Here is a 19,643-nt window from a genome sequence, read left to right on the forward strand (position 1 = left end):
GGTGCAGAAGCCGTGTTCCGTGCGGGCTCGGGGGAGGCCGTCGCGGACGCCGTGTCCCCTGCGGGCTCGAAGAAGGCTGCTGCGGAAGCCATGTCCCGTGCGGGCTCGGGGGAGGCCGCCACGGAAGCCGTGTCCCGTACCGGCTCGGAGGAGGCCGCTGCGGACGCCACGTCCCGTCGTACGGGCTCGAAGGGAGCCGCCACAGACGCCAGGCCCCGTACGGCCGACGGCTCGCCGCAGCCCCGCTCCTGTGGGGGCCCCGCGGCCCCCGTCCCGTCCGGGTCCTCCGGGGTCAGCAGTTCCGCGATGTCCAGCACGTGGTAGCCGCGCATCGAGGGCAGGCAGCTGCCCCGGACCGGGCCGATCGCGCCCGCCCAGTCGGGTGGGATGGCGCTCTCGCCGTTCAGCGCCCCGGCCAGGGCGCCCGCCACCGCCGCCGTCGTGTCCGCGTCGCGGCCCATGTTGACGGCCGTGAGCACCGCCGTCCGAAAGTCCCCGCGCGCCGCCGTGAACGCCCCGAACGCCAGGCCCACCGCCTCCGGCGCGAGGTCCGTCCACGGGTAGCCGGCGATCACCACCGCCGAGCGCACCGCCCGCTCCATCGTGAGCCGGTCGGGGTAGGGCCGCTGCGCCGCCGCCACCGCCCGGCGCAGCGACCGGGCCGTCCAGGAGTCCATCGGGACCACCGAGAGCGCGGCCGCGATCACCGAGGCGAGGCCCGAGCCGACCATGGCCGCCGCCACCCCGGCCGCGACCGCCTGGCCCCCGTAGATCCCCTCGCCCTCGTGGCTGACCCGGCCGTCCACCGCGACCAGCCGGGCCGCTTCGGTGGGGCAGCCGGCCGCGAAGACCCCGAAGGGGGCGGCACGCATCGCGAGCCCGTCGCTCCAGGCGTGCCGGTGCTGGGCCGAGATCGGCGCGGCCAGGCCCCGGCGCAGGTTCTCCAGCGTGCCGCGCTCGCTGAACCCGGCCCCCCGGAACGGGCCCTCGTCCAGATCGGCGATCCAGTGGTGCCAGGCCCGCTCCACATGGGAGACGTCGAGCGCCGAACCGTGCCGGGCCAGCAACAGCCCGGAGAAGATCGCGTACTCCGTGTCGTCGGTGCCCGCCGGATCATCGCTCACGAAACCCTCGATCCGCCCCCAGCGGCGGCGGATCTCGGAGGGCCGCAGGTTCTCCGCCGGGGCGCCGAGCGCGTCCCCGACCGCCAGTCCCAGCAGCGCACCCCTGGCCCGGTCATTGCCGACGGCCGTGTTCATCGCGTCGCCCTTCGCTCGTCCGGCGGTGTGCATCCGCATCCGGGTCCGGATCCGCTTCCGTTTCCGGGCCCTGTCCGCATCTGTGCCACGCGGAGGGCGAAGGGAGGCGGGAAACACGAGGAAAGGGGCCAGGCGGATGACGGCCCAGATAGCTAAGGCTGGCCTTTCTTTGCAGGTCAGAGGGGTGGTTAGCCAGGCCTGGCTTGCTGGCGGAGGTCGCCCGGACGGCGTAGTTTGGACTTTGTCGAAAATTGTATTCAGCGGGGAACGGCGGGGTGACGGCCTGCCGGAGCGAAGGGGAGAAGCACGCCGTGGCCATCATCGAGACCGAAGCCGTCCTGCACGAGGCGCACCGGGACAACCACACCCACCGGGATGTGAACGGCGGCTGGCTGCGCCCCGCCGTCTTCGGCGCGATGGACGGTCTGGTCTCCAACCTCGCCCTGATGACCGGGGTCGCGGGCGGCGCGGTCTCCCAGCAGACCATCGTGATCACCGGTCTGGCGGGGCTCGCGGCCGGGGCCTTCTCCATGGCGGCGGGTGAGTACACCTCCGTCGCCTCCCAGCGTGAGCTGGTCGAGGCCGAGCTCGACGTCGAGCGCCGCGAGCTCCGCAAGCACCCCAAGGACGAGATGGCCGAGCTGGCCGCCCTCTACGAGTCCCGCGGCGTGGACGCCCCGCTGGCCGCCGAGGTCGCCCGGCAGCTGTCGCGCGACCCGGAGCAAGCGCTGGAGATCCACGCCCGCGAGGAGCTCGGCATCGACCCCGGCGACCTGCCCTCGCCGCTCGTGGCCGCCGTCTCGTCGTTCGGCGCGTTCGCGCTCGGCGCCCTGCTACCTCTCCTGCCCTACCTCCTCGGCGCGAGCGCCCTGTGGCCCGCGGTGCTCCTCGCGCTGATCGGCCTGTTCGCCTGCGGTGCGGTGGTGGCCCGGGTGACCGCCCGCAGCTGGTGGTTCAGCGGGCTGCGCCAGCTCGCCCTGGGTGGTGCCGCGGCGGCGATGACGTACGGACTCGGCACCCTGTTCGGTGTCGCCGTCGGCTGACACGGGTGACGCGTTGCGGCGTTCGAGCGGCGTAACCGGACCGCCCGAACGGCGCAACGGCGCGGCAACCCGTGTGACGTACGTCTTGGCGCACCCCACTGGGCGGGACGGGCCCGACGGTCGTAAAATGGGACCCTATGCAGGGCTACACATAAGTAGCCATTTCTCGGTGGTTTCGTTCTCCTCGCCACCGGGCATGAGCCGTAGGCACCGCAGGCAACGACGCCTGCTCTCTGCGGGTCCCCGGGCGCCGATCGTTCCGACCGCGACCCACCCCCTGGTCGAGCCGGTCACCACTGGTCACCGAGTCACTTCCGGTCACCACGGTGTCCGCATGTTGGAACACGCCTTCCGCTTCTTGAGAAGCGCCCCATCATGTAACCTGCACGAAATTTCGCAGAGGGCCAACGTCGTCCCTCGGCACCGCAAATGCCACGACGACGACGGGAGAGCCGATGCGTATCGACGCCTGGTCGCCCATGGACGGTCGCCCCGCCCAGCAGGGGATGTACGACCCCCGTAACGAACACGACGCCTGTGGTGTCGGGTTCGTGGCCACTCTGACCGGTGTGGCCAGCCATGAGCTGGTCGAGCAGGCGCTGACCGTACTGCGCAACCTCGAACACCGCGGCGCCACCGGCTCCGAGCCCGACTCCGGCGACGGCGCCGGCATTCTCTGCCAGGTCCCGGACGCCTTCCTCCGCGCCGAGACCTCCTTCGAACTCCCCGAGGCAGGCTCGTATGCCGTGGGCATCGCCTTCCTCCCCGCGGACGACTCCACCGAAGCCGTCCGGACGATCGAGCACATCGCCGCGCAGGAGGGCCTGACGGTCCTCGGCTGGCGCGACGTCCCGGTCACCCCCGCGCTTCTCGGCAACGGTGCCCGCGCCACCATGCCCACCTTCCGCCAGGTCTTCGTCGCCGACGGCGAGTCCACCGGCATCGTCCTGGACCGCAAGGCCTTCGTCCTGCGCAAGCGTGCCGAACGTGAGGCCGGGGTGTACTTCCCCTCGCTCTCCGCCCGCACCATCGTCTACAAGGGCATGCTCACCACCGGGCAGCTGGAGCCGTTCTTCCCGGACCTCTCCGACCGCCGCTTCGCCTCCACGGTCGCGCTGGTCCACTCCCGCTTCTCCACCAACACCTTCCCCAGCTGGCCGCTGGCCCACCCGTACCGCTTCGTCGCGCACAACGGCGAGATCAACACGGTCAAGGGCAACCGCAACTGGATGAAGGCCCGCGAGTCCCAGCTCGCCTCCGAACTCTTCGGCCAGGCGCAGCTCGACCGCATCTTCCCCGTCTGCACCCCGGACGCCTCCGACTCCGCCTCCTTCGACGAGGTCCTGGAGCTGCTCCACCTCGGCGGGCGCTCGCTGCCGCACTCGGTGCTGATGATGGTCCCCGAGGCGTGGGAGAACCACGACTCGATGGACCCGGCCCGACGCGCGTTCTACCAGTACCACGCCACGATGATGGAGCCCTGGGACGGCCCCGCCTGCGTGACCTTCACCGACGGCGTCCAGGTCGGCGCGGTTCTCGACCGCAACGGTCTGCGCCCCGGCCGCTACTGGGTCACCGACGACGGCCTCGTCGTGCTCTCCTCCGAGGTCGGCGTCCTGGACATCGACCCCGCGAAGGTCGTCCGCAAGGGCCGCCTCCAGCCCGGCAAGATGTTCCTCGTCGACACCGCCGAGCACCGCATCATCGAGGACGACGAGATCAAGGCCTCCCTCGCCGCCGAGCAGCCCTACCAGGAGTGGCTGGAGACCGGCGAGATCGAGCTGAGCGACCTGCCCGAGCGTGAGCACATCGTGCACACCCACGCCTCGGTCACCCGCCGCCAGCAGACCTTCGGCTACACCGAGGAAGAGCTCCGCGTCATCCTCGCGCCGATGGCCCGCACCGCCGGCGAGCCGCTCGGCTCCATGGGCACCGACTCGCCGATCGCCGCGCTCTCCGAACGCCCCCGGCTGCTCTTCGACTACTTCACCCAGCTCTTCGCCCAGGTCACCAACCCGCCGCTGGACGCCATCCGCGAGGAGCTCGTCACCTCGCTGCGCTCCTCGCTGGGCCCCCAGGGCAACATCCTGGAGCCGACGGCCGCCGCGTGCCGCAGCGTCACGCTGCCCTTCCCGGTGATCGACAACGACGAGCTCGCCAAGCTGATACACATCAACGCCGACGGCGACATGCCGGGCATGACGGCCGCCACCCTCTCCGGTCTCTACCGGGTCGGCGGCGGAGGCGACGCGCTGGCCGCGCGGATCGAGCAGATCTGCACCGAGGTCGACGCCGCCATAGAGGACGGCGCCCGCCTGATCGTCCTCTCCGACCGGCACTCCGACGCCGAGCACGCGCCGATCCCCTCGCTGCTGCTCACCTCCGCCGTCCACCACCACCTCATCCGCACCAAGCAGCGCACCCAGGTGGGCCTGCTGGTCGAGGCCGGGGACGTACGCGAGGTCCACCACGTCGCGCTGCTCATCGGCTACGGCGCCGCCGCGGTCAACCCGTACCTCGCCATGGAGTCCGTCGAGGACCTGGTCCGCGCCGGCACCTTCATCGAGAACATCGAGGCCGAGCAGGCCATCCGGAACCTGATCTACGCGCTCGGCAAGGGCGTCCTGAAGGTCATGTCCAAGATGGGCATCTCCACCGTCGCCTCCTACCGCGGCGCCCAGGTCTTCGAGGCCGTCGGCCTCGACGAGGCCTTCGTCGCGACGTACTTCAACGGCACCGCCACCAAGATCGGCGGCGCCGACCTGGACGTCGTCGCCAAGGAGGTCGCCGCCCGGCACACCAAGGCGTACCCCGCCTCCGGCATCGCGGCCTCGCACCGCGCGCTGGAGATCGGCGGCGAGTACCAGTGGCGGCGCGAGGGCGAACCGCACCTGTTCGACCCGGAGACGGTCTTCCGCCTCCAGCACGCCACCCGCAACCGGCGCTACGACATCTTCAAGCAGTACACCGAGCGGGTGAACGAGCAGTCCGAGCGCCTCATGACGCTCCGCGGCCTCTTCGGCTTCGACTCCGGCCGCGAGCCGATCTCCCTCGACGAGGTCGAGCCCGCCTCCGAGATCGTCAAGCGCTTCTCCACCGGCGCCATGTCCTACGGCTCCATCTCCCGCGAGGCGCACGAGACGCTCGCCATCGCGATGAACCAGCTCGGCGGCAAGTCCAACACCGGCGAGGGCGGTGAGGACCCGGACCGCCTGTACGACCCGGCGCGCCGCTCCTCCATCAAGCAGGTCGCCTCCGGCCGCTTCGGTGTGACCAGCGAATACCTGGTCAACGCGGACGACATCCAGATCAAGATGGCCCAGGGCGCCAAGCCCGGCGAGGGCGGCCAGCTGCCCGGCCACAAGGTCTACCCGTGGGTGGCCAGGACACGGCACTCGACGCCCGGCGTCGGCCTCATCTCGCCGCCGCCGCACCACGACATCTACTCCATCGAAGACCTCGCCCAGCTGATCCATGACCTGAAGAACGCGAACCCGCGGGCGCGGATCCACGTGAAGCTGGTCTCCGAGGTCGGCGTCGGCACGGTCGCCGCCGGTGTCTCCAAGGCCCACGCGGACGTCGTCCTCATCTCCGGCCACGACGGCGGAACGGGCGCCTCCCCGCTCACCTCGCTCAAGCACGCCGGCGGACCCTGGGAGCTCGGCCTCGCCGAGACCCAGCAGACCCTGCTGCTCAACGGCCTGCGCGACCGCATCGTCGTGCAGACCGACGGCCAGCTCAAAACCGGCCGAGACGTCGTCATCGCCGCGCTGCTGGGCGCCGAGGAGTTCGGTTTCGCCACCGCGCCGCTCGTCGTCTCCGGCTGCGTCATGATGCGCGTCTGCCACCTGGACACCTGCCCCGTCGGCATCGCCACCCAGAACCCGGTGCTGCGGGACCGGTTCTCCGGCAAGGCCGAGTACATCGTCAACTTCTTCGAGTTCATCGCCGAAGAGGTCCGCGAGATTCTCGCCGAACTGGGCTTCCGCACCATCGAGGAGGCCGTCGGCCACGCCGAGCTCCTCGACACCGACCGGGCGATCACCCACTGGAAGGCGCAGGGCCTGGACCTGGCTCCGCTCTTCTACGTCCCCGAGCTGCCCGAGGGCGCGGTCCGCCACCGCATCGTCGAGCAGGACCACGGTCTGACGAAGGCGCTCGACAACCAGCTGATCAAGCTGGCCGCCGACGCCCTCGGGGCCGAGACCCCCGAGGCCGCCCAGCCGGTCCGCGCCCAGGTCGCGATCCGCAACATCAACCGGACCGTCGGCACCATGCTCGGCCACGAGGTGACCAAGAAGTTCGGTGGTTCCGGCCTGCCCGAGAACACCATCGACCTCACCTTCACCGGCTCGGCCGGCCAGTCCTTCGGCGCGTTCCTGCCGAGCGGGGTCACCCTGCGCCTGGAGGGCGACGCCAACGACTACGTCGGCAAGGGCCTCTCCGGCGGCCGGGTGATCGTCCGCCCCGACCGGGGCGCCGACCACCTCGCCGAGTACTCCACCATCGCCGGCAACACCATCGGCTACGGCGCGACCGGCGGCGAGGTCTTCCTGCGCGGCCGCACCGGTGAACGCTTCTGCGTCCGCAACTCCGGTGCGCTCGTCGTCTCCGAGGGCGTCGGCGACCACGGTTGCGAGTACATGACCGGCGGCCAGGCCGTCGTCCTCGGCGAGACCGGCCGCAACTTCGCCGCCGGCATGTCGGGCGGCGTCGCGTACGTCATCGACCTGAACCGCGACAACGTCAACGTCGGCAACCTCGGCGCGGTCGAGGAGCTGGACGACACCGACCGGCAGTGGCTGCACGACGTCGTGCGCCGCCACCAGGAGGAGACCGGCTCCACAGTCGCCGAGAAGCTCCTCACCGAGTGGGACACCTCCGTGACCCGCTTCAGCAAGATCATCCCGTCCACGTACAAGGCAGTGCTCGCCGCCAAGGACGCCGCTGAGCTCGCCGGTCTCTCGGAGCAGGAGACCACCGAGAAGATGATGGAGGCGGCGACCCATGGCTGACCCCAAGGGCTTCCTGACCACCGGACGCGAGGTCGCCCAGACCCGCCCCGTGGCCGAGCGCGTCAAGGACTGGAACGAGGTCTACGTTCCGGGCTCCCTGCTCCCGATCATCAGCAAGCAGGCCGGCCGCTGCATGGACTGCGGCATCCCGTTCTGCCACAACGGCTGCCCGCTCGGAAACCTCATCCCCGAGTGGAACGACTACGCCTACCGCGAGGACTGGACCGCGGCCTCCGAGCGGCTGCACGCCACGAACAACTTCCCGGAGTTCACCGGGCGGCTGTGCCCGGCCCCCTGCGAGTCGGCGTGCGTGCTCGGCATCAACCAGCCCGCCGTCACCATCAAGAACGTCGAAGTCTCCATCATCGACAAGGCGTGGGACAGCGGCGACGTCACCCCGCAGCCGCCCGAGCGGCTCTCCGGCAAGACCGTCGCGGTCATCGGCTCGGGCCCGGCGGGACTCGCCGCCGCCCAGCAGCTGACCCGGGCCGGCCACACCGTCGCCGTCTACGAGCGCGCGGACCGCATCGGGGGCCTGCTGCGCTACGGCATCCCCGAGTTCAAGATGGAGAAGTCGCACATCAACCGCCGCATCGAGCAGATGCGCCTGGAGGGCACCAAGTTCCGCACCGAGGTGGAGATCGGCAAGGACATCGACGCCGCGAAGCTCCGCCGCCGCTACGACGCGGTCGTCATCGCGGCCGGCGCCACCGTCTCCCGCGACCTGCCCGTCCCCGGCCGTGAGCTGGGCGGCATCCACTTCGCGATGGAGTACCTGCCGCTCGCCAACAAGGTGCAGGAGGGCGATCTGACGGTCGCCCCGATCCACGCCGGCGGCAAGCACGTCGTGGTCATCGGCGGCGGCGACACCGGCGCCGACTGCGTGGGCACCGCCCACCGCCAGGGCGCGGCCTCCGTCACCCAGCTGGAGATCATGCCGAAGCCGGGCGAGGACCGGAACGCGGGCCAGCCGTGGCCGACCTTCCCGATGCTCTACAAGGTCACCTCCGCGCACGAGGAGGGCGGCGAGCGGGTCTACTCCGTCTCCACCACCCACTTCGAGGGCGACGAGGACGGAAACGTCGCGGCCCTCCACCTGGTGGAGGTCGAGTTCAAGGACGGTAAGCTGGAGCAGAAGCCCGGCACGGAGCGGCGCATCCCCGCGCAGCTCGTCACCCTCGCCATGGGCTTCACCGGAACCGACCAGTCCAACGGTCTGGTCCAGCAGTTCGGCCTGGAGCTCGACCAGCGCGGCAACGTCGCCCGCGACGAGCACTACGCGACCAATGTCGACGGCGTCTTCGTCGCCGGTGACGCGGGACGCGGCCAGTCGCTGATCGTCTGGGCGATCGCCGAGGGCCGCTCCGCCGCTCGCGGCGTGGACCGCTTCCTGACCGGGACCAGCGCCCTGCACGCGCCGATCCGCCCGACGGACCGGTCCCTGCTGGTCTGAGCACCACCCGGGTTCCCCCTGGGCCACGCGGCCCGGGGGAGCCCCCATAAGACGTCCCGTACAACGGCGTACGGAACTGAACGCGGCGCCTGCCTGTCCCCGACCGGACTCCAGCGGGCGCCGTGGCGCGTCCGGGGCCGGGTTCCCGCCACGGGGCCCGGCTCCCGACGCCGCCCAGCCCCGTCGCCGCCCAGCCCCGTCGCCGCCCAGCCCCGTCGCCGCCCAGCTCCCTCGTCGCCCGGCCCCAGCGCCGCCCGGCCCTCAGCGCCGTCCGGCCTCAGCCGCCCGTCAGAGCCGAGGTCCGCAGGGCCACCGCCACCGCGAACAGGCCCGCCAGAACCAGCCCGCCCGCGAGCTGGACCGGCCAGACGCGCAGCCTCGCCGGTGCGAAGGCGAGCCCGTACGTCACCAGCGCCCCGGCCAGCAGCCCGCCCAGGTGCCCCTGCCACGACGTGAACGCGGCCGAGATCAGCATCCAGAGCAGGAATCCGGCCATGAAACGGTTGACGGCCGCCATGTCGCGGCCGAGCCGCCGATGGATGACCCAGTACGCGGCGGCCAGCCCGAAGACCGCGCCGGAGGCGCCGACCGTCGAGGTGTCCGGGGCCAGTAGGTACACCAGGACCGAACCGCCCACCGCCGACAGCAGGTACAGCGCCAGGTAACGGGCCCGCCCGAGCTGGCCCTCCACCGCACGGCCGATGTTCCACAGCGCGAACATGTTGAACACCAGGTGCATCACCCCGAACGAGGCGTCCGGCGGAAGGTGCAGGAAGGCCCCCGTCACCAGCCGGTACCACTCCCCGTCCGCGATGCCCGTCAGCTCGTACCCGGGATACGTGTCACCCCGGTAGTAGTACTGCTCGCCGTCCGGCCCGGTCAGCGCCGCCCCGAGCACCGCGAACCGGTCCACGATCTCCGGCCTGACCACCTCGCCGACGTAGACCAGGACGTTGAGCGCCATCAGGACGTACGTCACGATCGGCGTCGTCGCCCGGGACACCGCACCGCCGAAGACCGTGCGGGCCCGGCGCACCGAGCGCTGCCCCTCCTTCACGCACTCCACGCAGTGGTGCCCTACGGCCGCCTCCCGCATGCAGTCCGGGCAGATGTAGCGGTCGCAACGGGTGCAGCGGACATACGTCTCGTAGGACGGATGGCGGTAACACGCGGTGGCGGCGGCCTCCATGGCCGGCTCCTTCACTGGGGATGTGCAACGGGGCCGGTGGGGGCGGCGGCGATCAAGATAGCGAACCGGTGGGGCGGGCCGTGCGCCCGGGGCCCGCCGGTGGCCTACGCTCGAGGTCCGCGGAGCACAGAACGGGGGGCCGTCATGCAGGGTGCGAACACGGCCGTGGGCGCCGGCCCGGCCATCAGCCTCACCAAGGTCCGGGAGACGGCTCCGGCCCTGGTCAGCTACTACACGAGCGCCGGGATCTCGCTGGAGAAGCACGGCCTCGGCGGTCACCGCGCGGCCGTCTACCTCGTCCTCGACCACTCCGGCTCGATGAAGCCGTACTACAACGACGGCAGTGTCCAGGCACTGGCCGACCGGGTGCTGGGCCTGTCGGCCAACCTCGACGACGACGGCACGGTGCCCGTCGTCTTCTTCTCCACCGACGTCGACGCGGTCACCGACATCGCCCTCGACAACCACCGCGGCCGGATCGACGAGATCCGGTCGGGCCTCGGGCACATGGGGAAGACCAGCTACCACCTGGCGATGGACGCGGTCATCGACCACTACCTCGACAGCGGCTCCACCGCGCCCGCCCTGGTCGTCTTCCAGACGGACGGCGGCCCGATCAACAAACTCGCCGCCGAGCGCTACCTCTGCAAGGCCGCGAAACTGCCCCTGTTCTGGCAGTTCGTCGGCTTCGGCAACACCCGCAGCAGCCAGTTCGACTTCCTGCGCAAGCTCGACGAGCTGGCCGTCCCCGCGAAGCGGCCCGTCGACAACGCCGGATACTTCCACGCCGGCGAGGACCCCCGGAAGGTCCCGGACCCCGAGCTGTACGACCGGCTCGTCGCCGAGTTCCCGCTCTGGCTGGCCGCCGCCCGGGAGCGGGGGATCGTCCGATGACGGTACGGATCCTGCGCGCCGCCGACCGTACGGCCGCCCCGTGGAAGAACGGCGGCGGAACCGTCCGCGAGATCGCCACCGGCCCCGAGGGCGCCGGGACGGACGCCTTCGACTGGCGGGTGAGCCTGGCGGACGTCACCGCCGACGGGCCGTTCTCCGCCTTCCCGGGCGTGGAGCGCGTGCTGACCGTGGTCGAGGGCGCGGGCATGGACCTCGTCGTCGGCGGCGAGCACCACATCGTCGACGAGCCGCTGTGGCCGCACGGCTTCCCCGGCGACCTGCCCACCGAGGGCTTCCTGCTGGGCGGCCCCGTCGTCAATCTCAACGTCATGTACCGCAGGGCCCGTACGCGGGCGGAGACCGCCGTCGTCTGCGACACGGTCCGCCTGCTGCCACCGGAGGGCGGCGCGGTGCTGGCCGTCTCCCTGGACGACGGCGCGGAGCTGGAGGGCGGGGGCGTCCGGCTGGACCGCTACGACGCGGTGCTGGCGGCCGGGGCGTCGCCCGGGGTCCTGCGGACGATGGGCCAGGCGGTGCTGATCACCTTCTCGGACGCGTGACCGGCCTGCCCCGGCGGACCCCAGGGCCTTTCGTGGGCGGGAAACCCGGCTGCCGATCGCCCCGCCGCGGGATACGGTCGCGCACATGCCCGAAAACGCATCCGAAACCGCCGTGATCCGCCGCTATGCCGCGGGGGACGAGAACGCGGCGGTGGACGTCTGGTCCCGTGCCGGCAGCCTGGCCCACCCCTTCATCCCCGGCGAGGGCGAGGGCGAGCGCGCCCGCAAGATGCGCGAGGTCTATCTCGTCCACGCCGAGAACTGGGTCGCCGAGGCGGACGGCCGTGTGGTGGCTCTCCTGGGGCTCCTGGACACCGAGATCGGCGGCCTCTTCGTGGCTCCGGAGGCACAGGGCACCGGGGTGGGCCGACGCCTGGTCGAACACGCGGCGGCGCTGCACGGGGCGTTGACCCTGGAGGTGTACGAGAAGAACACGGGGGCCCGGAGCTTCTACGCCCGGATGGGCTTCGTGGAGGAGAGCCGCCGCGTCGACGAGGAGTACGACGAGGTCATGCTGAGGCTCACCCGGCCGGCTCCGGAGAACCACGCCTGAGGCGGTTCGCCGGAACGCGTCCGCATGTCGCGCGCAAATACCGACAGGAGCTGTCGGGTATCCGGTGTTCCATGGCATCCATGACGTCTTCAACGCCTTCGCACGCGCCTGCCTCCTGGGACGGCTTCGCCGCCGCCGAACCCGAGTTCGCCGACACCGTGCAGCGCCGCTTCCGGCTCTACAAGCACCACGTCCTGGCCACCCTGCGGAAGGACGGCTCACCCCGGGTCACCGGTCTGGAGGCCGACTTCCGCTTCGGTGAGCTGCTGCTCGGCATGATGCCGAACTCCCGCAAGGCCCTGGACCTGCGACGCGATCCGCGCTTCGCGCTCCACGCCAACCCCGGGCCCGACGCCGAGCTGAACGACGGGGACGTCCGCGTCAGCGGCCGGGCCGTGGAGATCACCGACCCACGGATGATCGCCCGCTTCATCGAGGAGGCGACCCCGCCGGAGCCCTTCCACCTCTTCCGGGCGGAGCTGACCGAGGTGGTCCGCATCGGGCTCGACGGCGAGGCGCTGGTCATCCGGTCCTGGCGTCCCGGGCAGCCGCTGCGCACCGTGCGCCGCGCCAACGACGACACCCCGCCGACCGACGTGTCCTGAACACCGACGTGTCCTGAACAGGGGCTCCGTCCTCGGCCGGCGCGCCCAGCGCGGCCAGGCCCACTACGCCGCCGCCAAAGCCGGCGTCATGACCCTCACCCGCTGCGCCGCCGTCGAGGCCGCCGACTACGGCGTACGCGTCAACGCCGTCGCCCCCAGCCTCGCCATCCACCCCCACCTGGCCAAGGTCACCTCCACCGAACTCCTCGCCGAACTCACCGCGAAGGAGGCCTTCGGCCGGTACGCCGAACCCTGGGAGGTCGCCAACGTGATCGTCTTCCTCGCCGGCGGCCACTCCTCGTACATGACCGGTGAGGTCGTCCCCGTGAGCGGCCAGCACGCGTGAACACACAGGCCGCGGGCGGACAATGGGCGGGTGCCTACCAAGAAGAAGCCTCAGGTGACCCCCACGCCGGAGCGACGCCGTGAACTGCTCGCCACCGCCGCCGAGGTCTTCGCCGCCCAGGGATACAACGCCACCACCGTCCGCCGGATCGCGGACGAGGCCGGGATGCTCGCGGGCAGCCTCTACTACCACTTCGATTCCAAGGAATCGATGATCGACGAGATCCTCTCCACCTTCCTCGACGAGCTCTGGCAGGGCTACGACACGGTCCTGGAAGCCGGCCTCGGCCCCGGCGAGACCATCGAGGCCCTGGTCACCGAGTCGTTCCGGGAGATCGACCGGCACCGCCCCGCCGTCGCGATCTACCAGAAGGAGTCCAAGCACCTCGCCACCCAGCCGCGCTTCGCCTACCTCGTCGACTCGCAGACGAAGTTCGAGAAGGCCTGGCTCGGCACCCTGGAACGCGGCGTCGCCGAAGGCGCCTTCCGCGACGACCTCGACATCCGCCTCACCTACCGCTTCGTCCGCGACACCGTCTGGGTCGCGGCCTCCTGGTACCGGCCCGGCGGACACCACAGCCCCGAGGAGATCGCCCGTCAGTACCTCTCGATGGTGCTCGACGGAATCGCCCTGCGTACGTAACCGGAAACGGTCCATCGGAGCGCACCGAGGAGCAGCAGCCATGGCCGAGGCCTACATCGTCGAAGCGGTACGCACCCCCATCGGGCGGCGCGGGGCGGCCTCGGGGCCGTCCACCCCGCCGACCTCGGCGCGCATGTGCTGAAGGAGCTGATCGCCCGCTCCGGAGTCGACCCGGCGGCCGTCGAGGACGTCGTCCTCGGCTGCCTCGCCACCGTCGGACCCCAGGCCGGCGACATCGCCCGTACGGCATGGCTCGCCGCCGGACTCTCGGAGGAGGTCCCCGGCGTCACCATCGACCGGCAGTGCGGCTCCTCCCAGCAGGCCTCCACTTCGCGGCCCAGGGCGTCGTCTCCGGCACTCAGGACCTCGTCGTCGCGGGCGGCACCCAGAACATGACCCGGATCACCGTCGCCTTCGCCGCCCGGCGGGCCGCCGAACCCCTCGGCCTCACCCAGGGCCCCTACGCCGGCAGCGAGGGCTGGCGCGCCCGCTATGGGGACGCCCCGTCGACCAGTTCCCCGGCGCCCAGCTGATCGCCGAGACGTGGGAGATCAGCCGCCGGGACATGGAGGAGTTCGCCCTCACCTCCCACCACCGGGCGATCCGCGCCATCGACGAGGGCCGCTTCGCCCGCGAGACCGTCGCCTACGGGGACGTCACCCAGGACGAGGGGCCGCGCCGCGACACCACCCTGGAGAAAATGGCCGGTCTGCGACCCGTCGTGGAGGGCGGCACCATCACCGCGGCCTGCTCCTCCCCGGTCTCCGACGGGGCCGCCGCCCTGCTCATCGCCTCCGAGCGGGCCGTCGCCGAACACGGGCTCACCCCGCGGGCCCGGGTCCACCACCTGTCCGTGCGGGGCGAGGACCCGATCCGGATGCTCTCGCCCCCGACCCCGGCCACCGAGTACGCCCTGAAGAAGACCGGCCTCACCCTCGACGCCATCGACCTCGTCGGGATCAACGAGGCGTTCGCGCCGGTCGTCCTCGCCTGGCTGAAAAAGACCGGTGCCGACCCCGAGCGGGGCAACGTCGACGGCGGAGCCATCGCGCTGGGCCACCCGCTCGGCGCGACCGGGGCCCCCGGGCCTCGCCCCCCCCAGCATCGGGGGCCGCCCGCGGACCCCGGGGGCCCCGCCCGTACACCCTCTGGTCAGCAAAGTTTTCCCTCCGGCGGTGCGGCGCGCTCGACCACCGCAGGAGAGGACGTGCTAGGGTGTTTCCCGTTGCAGTTTTGGTACCCATGAACTTTATGTGCGCCTGACGGGAATGCTTCCTCAGGCGCTTTATTGTTTTCCGGCTTTCTCCGGGTGGGGCTCAATGCGGCGACTTGGAATCCGTAAAGTGCGGATTCTCGGCACTGCACCTCTTTTAGGAGAATGACATGGCTACTGGAACCGTGAAGTGGTTCAACTCGGAAAAGGGCTTCGGCTTCATCGAGCAGGACGGCGGCGGCGCCGACGTCTTCGCCCACTACTCCAACATCGCCACCTCGGGCTTCCGTGAGCTCCAGGAGGGCCAGAAGGTCTCCTTCGACGTCACGCAGGGCCAGAAGGGCCCGCAGGCGGAGAACATCGTCCCGGCCTAATTGCCGGACGCGTACCTCGCTGACCGGGGCCCGCACCGTGAAGGTGCGGGCCCCGGTTTGTGCTGTCCGAGAAAAAACCCGTTTCGTGCGCACATCCTGGGGGCGCATCACAGACGGTCGGGCCAGCACATCGCAGTAAACCCACTCGGCAGTTGCCCAGGAATCCCCCAGGAGGGCAATTCCGTATGACCAGCTCCGAACGCCAGGACCGCACCCCCCGCTCGCGACCGGCCCGTGGCCGAGGCCGCGGCCAGGGCGCCGGCACCCAGGCACCCGCGAACGGCCGGGGCGGCGCGCCCCGCTCCAAGGTCCAGGGCGGCTCCAAGCCCCCGGCCCGCCGCCGCGCCACCCCGCCGCAGGGCGAGTTCGCCCTGCCGGAGATGGTGACGCCCGCACTGCCGTCCGTGGACGCCTTCGCCGACCTGGACATGCCCGCAGGGCTGCTGAAGACCCTCACCGCGCAGGGCGTCACCGAGCCGTTCCCGATCCAGGGCGCGACCCTGCCGAACTCGCTGGCCGGCCGCGACATCCTCGGCCGCGGCCGCACCGGATCCGGCAAGACGCTCGCCTTCGGCCTGGCGCTGCTGGCCCGCACCGCCGGACGCCGCAGCGAGCCGCGCGCCCCGCTCGCCATGGTCCTCGTGCCGACGCGCGAGCTGGCCCAGCAGGTCACCGACGCGCTGACCCCGTACGCGACCGCCGTGAACCTGCGGATGGCCACCGTCGTCGGCGGCATGTCGATCACCAAGCAGTCCGCCACCCTGCGGCGCGGCGCCGAAGTGCTCGTCGCCACCCCGGGCCGGCTCAAGGACCTCATCGAGCGCGGCGACTGCCGCCTGGACGAGGTCTCCATCACCGTCCTCGACGAGGCGGACCAGATGGCCGACATGGGCTTCATGCCGCAGGTCGTCGCCCTGCTCAAGCAGGTCGAGACGGGCGGACAGCGGATGCTGTTCTCCGCGACCCTCGACAAGAACATCGACCGGCTCGTGAAGATGTTCCTCACCGACCCGGTCGTGCACTCCGTCGACCCGTCCGCCGGCGCGGTCACCACGATGGAGCACCACGTGCTCCACGTCCTGGACGAGACCGACAAGAAGGCCGTCGCCACGAAGATCGCCGCCCGCGAGGGCCGGGTGATCATGTTCGTCGACACCAAGCGCGCCGCCGACCGCTTCGCCAAGCGGCTGCTCGCCAGCGGTGTACGGGCTGCCGCCCTGCACGGCGGGCGCTCGCAGCCGCAGCGCAACCGGACGCTCGACCAGTTCAAGAACGGTCAGGTCACCGCGCTCGTCGCGACGAACGTCGCGGCCCGAGGCATCCACGTCGACGACCTCGACCTGGTCGTCAACGTGGACCCGCCGACCGACCACAAGGACTACCTCCACCGCGGCGGGCGCACGGCGCGCGCCGGGGAGTCCGGCAGCGTTGTCACGCTGGTGCTGCCCGAGGAGAAGCGGGAGATGACCCGCCTGATGCAGGACGCGGGTATCGCGCCGCGCACCACGCGGGTCACCTCCAGCGACGCGGAGCTGGGCCGGATCACGGGGGCCCGTGAGCCCTCGGGCGTCGCGATCGTCATCGAGGTGCCGCAGCCGACCCCGCCGAAGCAGCGGACCCGGTCGGGCGGTGCGGCGGGCTCCGGCTCCGGCGGGGGCGCGGTGCGCTCCGGGAGCCGGGGTCGCGGGCGGCGCGGGGCCGGTACGGGTACCGGGACCGGCGGCGCCGGTGGCGGCGCGGCGCGCTCGGGCGGGGCTGCGCGCTCCGGTGGCGGGGCGCGATCGGGCGGCGAGTCCCGTGGCGCCGGCCGCTCCGGCGCGCCTGCGCGGGGGCGTCGGGCCGCGTAGGGCTGGGACCCGGGCAAGCCCGAGCCGTCCGGCGGCTGAGGGCCGGGCCACCCGAGCTGTCCGGTGGCTGAGGGCCGGGCCACCCGAGCTGTCCGGTGGCTGAGGGCCGGGTCACCTCAAGCCGTCCGGCGATTGAGGGCCGGGGTCCGGGGCAGAGCCCCGAAAGCCCCGGACCGGGGCTCTGTCCTCAAGCGCCGGACGGGCTGGGGTGTGGCCGGGTCTGTGTCCTCAAGCGCCGGACGGGCTGGGTGTGGCCGGGTCTGTGTCCTCAAGCGCCCGAGGGCCTGGGTGTGACGTCCGGTCGTCCGGGCTCGGGCTTTGTCCTCAAGCGCCGGACGGGCTGGATACGGCCTGCCGGTCGTTGGTGTAGGCCGAGGGGCCGGTGTGGTCGGGGTCGTGTCCTCAAGCGCCGGACGGGCTGGATACGGCCTCCCGGCGCGGGAAACCCGCTTGCGCAGCCGTACGGGCGCCCGGTATCCAGCAGGGGACACCGGAGGAGCACACGATGACGCGGCACGGCCCGATGAACGAGTTCTGCTGGATGGACCTCAAGACCCGCGACCCGTCCGGCACCGCGGCCTTCTTCTCCTCGGTGCTGGGCTGGGACTTCGCCGTGGACCAGGAGGACTGGCGGCGGGCCGTCAAGATCTCCGCGGGGGCCGACCGGATCGGCGGATTGAGCGATCTCGCCCAGCCGGTCTACCCGCCCGGTACGCCGCCGCACATCGCCTACTACCTCGCGGTCGACGACGTGGACCACCGCACGGCTCTGGCGGTGGCGAACGGGGCACAGGTCGTCGTCCCGCCGTTCGACGCGGGGGACCAGGGCCGGATCTGCACGCTGATCGATCCGGTGGGTGCCGCCGTCTCCCTCTGGCGGCCACGGGGGTTCGCCGGGTGGCCGGTGTCGGCCACGGCCGACGGCACGCCCCACCACGCGATTCTGACCTGCGAAGACCCCGAGAGGGCCCGGGAGTTCTACGCCAGGACGACAGGCACGCCTCTCGGCCGGGCGTCCTTCCGGGAAGCCGGTTCGGGTACGGCCGGCCCCGGTGCGGACACCACCGGCGACTCCGCATCCCCGTGGGAGCTGGCCCTCGCCGTGGACGATCCGGACGCGGTGATCCGCCGGGCCCGCACGCACGGGCCGGACCTCGTCACCCTCGCCGGAGAAGGCGCCCGCCGCGTCGTGCGGCTGCGCAGCCCGGAAGGGCTGACGTTCCTGATCGAGGGCCGGGACCAGGGCTCCGGCCCGGACCGTTGACGCCCGCGCATATCGGGTGGCGTGGCCCGGCCGCCGGCGGTGAGGATCGCCGTATGCGCACCTTCCTGGAGACCGACCGGCTCGTCCTCGACCCGGTCACCGACGCCGACGCCCCCGACCTGCTCGCCCTCGACAACGACCCCGCCGTCATGCGGTACATCAACGGCGGCCGGCCGACGAGCGCCGAGGACATCCGGGACCGGACCCTGCCGAGGCTCCTCCACGACCACCCGTGCACCGGAACCCGCGGCTTCTGGGCCGCGCGGGAGAAGGACACCGGAGCCTTTTTGGGCTGGTTCGAACTCCGGCCGCTGGACGACCACGACCCCGCCGTCGCCGAACTCGGCTACCGGCTGAACCGGGCCGCCTGGGGCCGCGGTTACGCCACCGAGGGCGCGCGGGCCCTGGTCGACAAGGGGTTCACCGACCTCGGGGTCCAGCGGGTCACCGCCAACACCATGGCTGTCAACACGGGATCCCGGCGCGTGATGGAGAAGACCGGGCTGACGTTCCTGCGGGCGTACACCGAGGACTGGCCGGAGGCCATCGAGGGCTCCGAGCACGGCGAGGTCGAGTACGTACTCACCCGCGAGGTCTGGGAGCGCGGCCGGCCGGGAGTCCGGTAGCGGCTACGACGGCCCGCCCAGCAGGGCCGCGATCTCCCCGTGGCCCGTGTGCTGGTCCGTGCCGGCCGCAGGCACCCCGTCCCTGAGCAGCTCCACCGCCATGGTCTCCTCGCCGTCCCTGAGGTCGCGGAGCGTCACCGTCTCGATGCCGGAGCCGTACGACTCCTCCAGCCGCCGCCGCAACTCCCGCTCCGGATCGAGGGCGGCGACGCGCCGCGCCTCGGCCAGCGCGAACGCGACCGCGGACTCCTGCCCCGCCGCCCCCGCACCGTGCGCGAGCAGCGCCCGTACCGTCCGCGCGGATCCGCGCTGCGCCGCCAGCACCAGCATCGCCTCGCCCTGCGGGCCCGGCAGCAGCGGGTCCGCGCCCCGGGCCAGGAGCACTTCCACCGTCGGGGCGTGTCCCAGACCGACCGCCCACCGCAGCGCGGTGAAACCGAACGCCTCGCGCAGGTCCGGCCGGGCCCCGGCGGACAGCAGCGCCTCCACCACCTGGGTGTGCCCGCCGCACGCCGCGCCGCACAGCGGCAGGTCGCTCGCCTCCGGGCCGCTCGCCCGGTTCGGGTCCGCCCCGACGGCGAGCAGCAGGCGCACCGCCTCCAGCCGGTCCTGCACCGACGCCAGATAGAGCGCCGTCGTGCCCTCCTCGTCGCTCGACTCGGCCGGCGCGCCCGAGCGCAGCGCCCGTACGACCGCGTTCTCGTCCTCGTACAGCGCGTCGAACAGGTGTAGTTCGTCCCTGATCGGCTCGTTCGTCATG

Annotated in this window: 14 protein-coding genes and 3 pseudogenes; 14 read left to right on the plus strand and 3 right to left on the minus strand. The window is 71.9% G+C overall.

What is annotated here, in order from left to right; genetic code table 11:
• Positions 1–170: 170 nt before the first annotated feature.
• A pseudogene (locus AC3CH1_RS28380) lies at positions 171–1,259 on the minus strand (ADP-ribosylglycohydrolase family protein); the annotation flags it as partial.
• Between the two features lie 311 nt (positions 1,260–1,570).
• On the opposite strand from AC3CH1_RS28380, the gene AC3CH1_RS28385 reads away from it, so the two are divergent.
• The 3 genes from AC3CH1_RS28385 to AC3CH1_RS28395 all read left to right on the plus strand — a co-directional run bounded on the left by AC3CH1_RS28385 (position 1,571) and on the right by AC3CH1_RS28395 (position 8,770).
• On the plus strand, positions 1,571–2,302 hold the full coding sequence (locus AC3CH1_RS28385) for a VIT1/CCC1 transporter family protein (protein ID WP_488465503.1): 732 nt from the start codon (positions 1,571–1,573) through the stop codon (positions 2,300–2,302).
• 455 nt (positions 2,303–2,757) lie between these two features.
• On the plus strand, positions 2,758–7,317 hold the full coding sequence (gene gltB, locus AC3CH1_RS28390) for a glutamate synthase large subunit (protein WP_488465504.1): 4,560 nt from the start codon (positions 2,758–2,760) through the stop codon (positions 7,315–7,317).
• Positions 7,310–8,770 carry a glutamate synthase subunit beta gene (locus AC3CH1_RS28395; protein WP_488465505.1) on the plus strand — a complete coding sequence of 487 codons (1,461 nt, stop codon included), beginning with the start codon at positions 7,310–7,312 and terminating at the stop codon, positions 8,768–8,770. Before gltB ends, AC3CH1_RS28395 begins: the two co-directional genes overlap by 8 nt.
• Positions 8,771–9,047: 277 nt before the next feature.
• On the opposite strand, the gene AC3CH1_RS28400 is transcribed toward AC3CH1_RS28395, so the two are convergent.
• Positions 9,048–9,959: a rhomboid family intramembrane serine protease gene (locus AC3CH1_RS28400; RefSeq protein WP_488465506.1), complete on the minus strand. Its 912-nt coding sequence runs from the start codon at positions 9,957–9,959 to the stop codon at positions 9,048–9,050.
• A 144-nt stretch (positions 9,960–10,103) separates the two neighbouring features.
• Between AC3CH1_RS28400 and AC3CH1_RS28405 the strand changes: the two genes are divergently transcribed.
• The 11 genes and pseudogenes from AC3CH1_RS28405 (at position 10,104) to AC3CH1_RS28455 (ending at position 18,883) form a co-directional block, all read left to right on the plus strand.
• The gene (locus tag AC3CH1_RS28405; protein WP_488465507.1) at positions 10,104–10,853 is read left to right on the plus strand and encodes a vWA domain-containing protein; all 750 of its coding nucleotides are present in this window, start codon (positions 10,104–10,106) and stop codon (positions 10,851–10,853) included.
• Positions 10,850–11,413: a HutD/Ves family protein gene (locus tag AC3CH1_RS28410; protein WP_488465508.1), complete on the plus strand. Its 564-nt coding sequence runs from the start codon at positions 10,850–10,852 to the stop codon at positions 11,411–11,413. The genes AC3CH1_RS28405 and AC3CH1_RS28410 overlap by 4 nt, the downstream gene beginning before the upstream one ends.
• Before the next feature lie 85 nt (positions 11,414–11,498).
• A complete protein-coding gene (locus tag AC3CH1_RS28415) occupies positions 11,499–11,966 on the plus strand; it encodes a GNAT family N-acetyltransferase (RefSeq protein ID WP_488465509.1) in 468 nt (155 codons plus the stop codon).
• Between the two features lie 71 nt (positions 11,967–12,037).
• The gene (locus tag AC3CH1_RS28420) at positions 12,038–12,571 is read left to right on the plus strand and encodes a pyridoxamine 5'-phosphate oxidase family protein (RefSeq protein ID WP_488465510.1); all 534 of its coding nucleotides are present in this window, start codon (positions 12,038–12,040) and stop codon (positions 12,569–12,571) included.
• A gap of 10 nt (positions 12,572–12,581) precedes the next feature.
• Positions 12,582–12,917: pseudogene (locus AC3CH1_RS28425) on the plus strand (SDR family oxidoreductase); the annotation flags it as partial.
• A 30-nt stretch (positions 12,918–12,947) separates the two neighbouring features.
• Entirely contained in the window at positions 12,948–13,559 is a 612-nt protein-coding gene (locus AC3CH1_RS28430) for a TetR/AcrR family transcriptional regulator (protein ID WP_488465511.1), read from the plus strand.
• A 40-nt stretch (positions 13,560–13,599) separates the two neighbouring features.
• Positions 13,600–14,637: pseudogene (locus AC3CH1_RS28435) on the plus strand (acetyl-CoA C-acyltransferase); the annotation flags it as partial.
• Between the two features lie 305 nt (positions 14,638–14,942).
• Complete coding sequence (locus AC3CH1_RS28440) at positions 14,943–15,146, plus strand: cold-shock protein (RefSeq protein ID WP_003969786.1); 204 nt, start codon at positions 14,943–14,945, stop codon at positions 15,144–15,146.
• A gap of 185 nt (positions 15,147–15,331) precedes the next feature.
• Positions 15,332–16,993, plus strand: coding sequence for a DEAD/DEAH box helicase (locus tag AC3CH1_RS28445; RefSeq protein ID WP_488465512.1), 1,662 nt, complete (start codon positions 15,332–15,334; stop codon positions 16,991–16,993).
• Positions 16,994–17,498: 505 nt separating this feature from the next.
• The gene (locus AC3CH1_RS28450) at positions 17,499–18,257 is read left to right on the plus strand and encodes a VOC family protein (RefSeq protein ID WP_488465513.1); all 759 of its coding nucleotides are present in this window, start codon (positions 17,499–17,501) and stop codon (positions 18,255–18,257) included.
• A gap of 53 nt (positions 18,258–18,310) precedes the next feature.
• Positions 18,311–18,883, plus strand: coding sequence for a GNAT family N-acetyltransferase (locus AC3CH1_RS28455; protein WP_488465514.1), 573 nt, complete (start codon positions 18,311–18,313; stop codon positions 18,881–18,883).
• A gap of 3 nt (positions 18,884–18,886) precedes the next feature.
• Here the strand turns inward: AC3CH1_RS28455 and AC3CH1_RS28460 are convergent, their stop codons facing one another.
• A complete protein-coding gene (locus AC3CH1_RS28460; protein WP_488465515.1) occupies positions 18,887–19,642 on the minus strand; it encodes an ankyrin repeat domain-containing protein in 756 nt (251 codons plus the stop codon).
• Position 19,643 lies beyond the last annotated feature (1 nt).

The organism is Streptomyces sp. MGP-P1, from assembly GCF_057766565.1.

What these genes read in the sequence shown, in the direction of transcription:
- AC3CH1_RS28420 (WP_488465510.1), top strand. Translation starts at nt 12,038, where the DNA reads ATGGCATCCATGACGTCTTCAACGCCTTCGCACGCGCCTGCCTCCTGG.
- AC3CH1_RS28415 (WP_488465509.1), top strand. Translation starts at nt 11,499, where the DNA reads ATGCCCGAAAACGCATCCGAAACCGCCGTGATCCGCCGCTATGCCGCG.
- AC3CH1_RS28410 (WP_488465508.1), top strand. Translation starts at nt 10,850, where the DNA reads ATGACGGTACGGATCCTGCGCGCCGCCGACCGTACGGCCGCCCCGTGG.
- AC3CH1_RS28440 (WP_003969786.1), top strand. Translation starts at nt 14,943, where the DNA reads ATGGCTACTGGAACCGTGAAGTGGTTCAACTCGGAAAAGGGCTTCGGC.
- AC3CH1_RS28445 (WP_488465512.1), top strand. Translation starts at nt 15,332, where the DNA reads ATGACCAGCTCCGAACGCCAGGACCGCACCCCCCGCTCGCGACCGGCC.
- gltB (WP_488465504.1), top strand. Translation starts at nt 2,758, where the DNA reads ATGCGTATCGACGCCTGGTCGCCCATGGACGGTCGCCCCGCCCAGCAG.
- AC3CH1_RS28405 (WP_488465507.1), top strand. Translation starts at nt 10,104, where the DNA reads ATGCAGGGTGCGAACACGGCCGTGGGCGCCGGCCCGGCCATCAGCCTC.
- AC3CH1_RS28400 (WP_488465506.1), bottom strand. Translation starts at nt 9,959, where the DNA reads ATGGAGGCCGCCGCCACCGCGTGTTACCGCCATCCGTCCTACGAGACG.
- AC3CH1_RS28450 (WP_488465513.1), top strand. Translation starts at nt 17,499, where the DNA reads ATGACGCGGCACGGCCCGATGAACGAGTTCTGCTGGATGGACCTCAAG.
- AC3CH1_RS28395 (WP_488465505.1), top strand. Translation starts at nt 7,310, where the DNA reads ATGGCTGACCCCAAGGGCTTCCTGACCACCGGACGCGAGGTCGCCCAG.
- AC3CH1_RS28455 (WP_488465514.1), top strand. Translation starts at nt 18,311, where the DNA reads ATGCGCACCTTCCTGGAGACCGACCGGCTCGTCCTCGACCCGGTCACC.
- AC3CH1_RS28460 (WP_488465515.1), bottom strand. Translation starts at nt 19,642, where the DNA reads ATGACGAACGAGCCGATCAGGGACGAACTACACCTGTTCGACGCGCTG.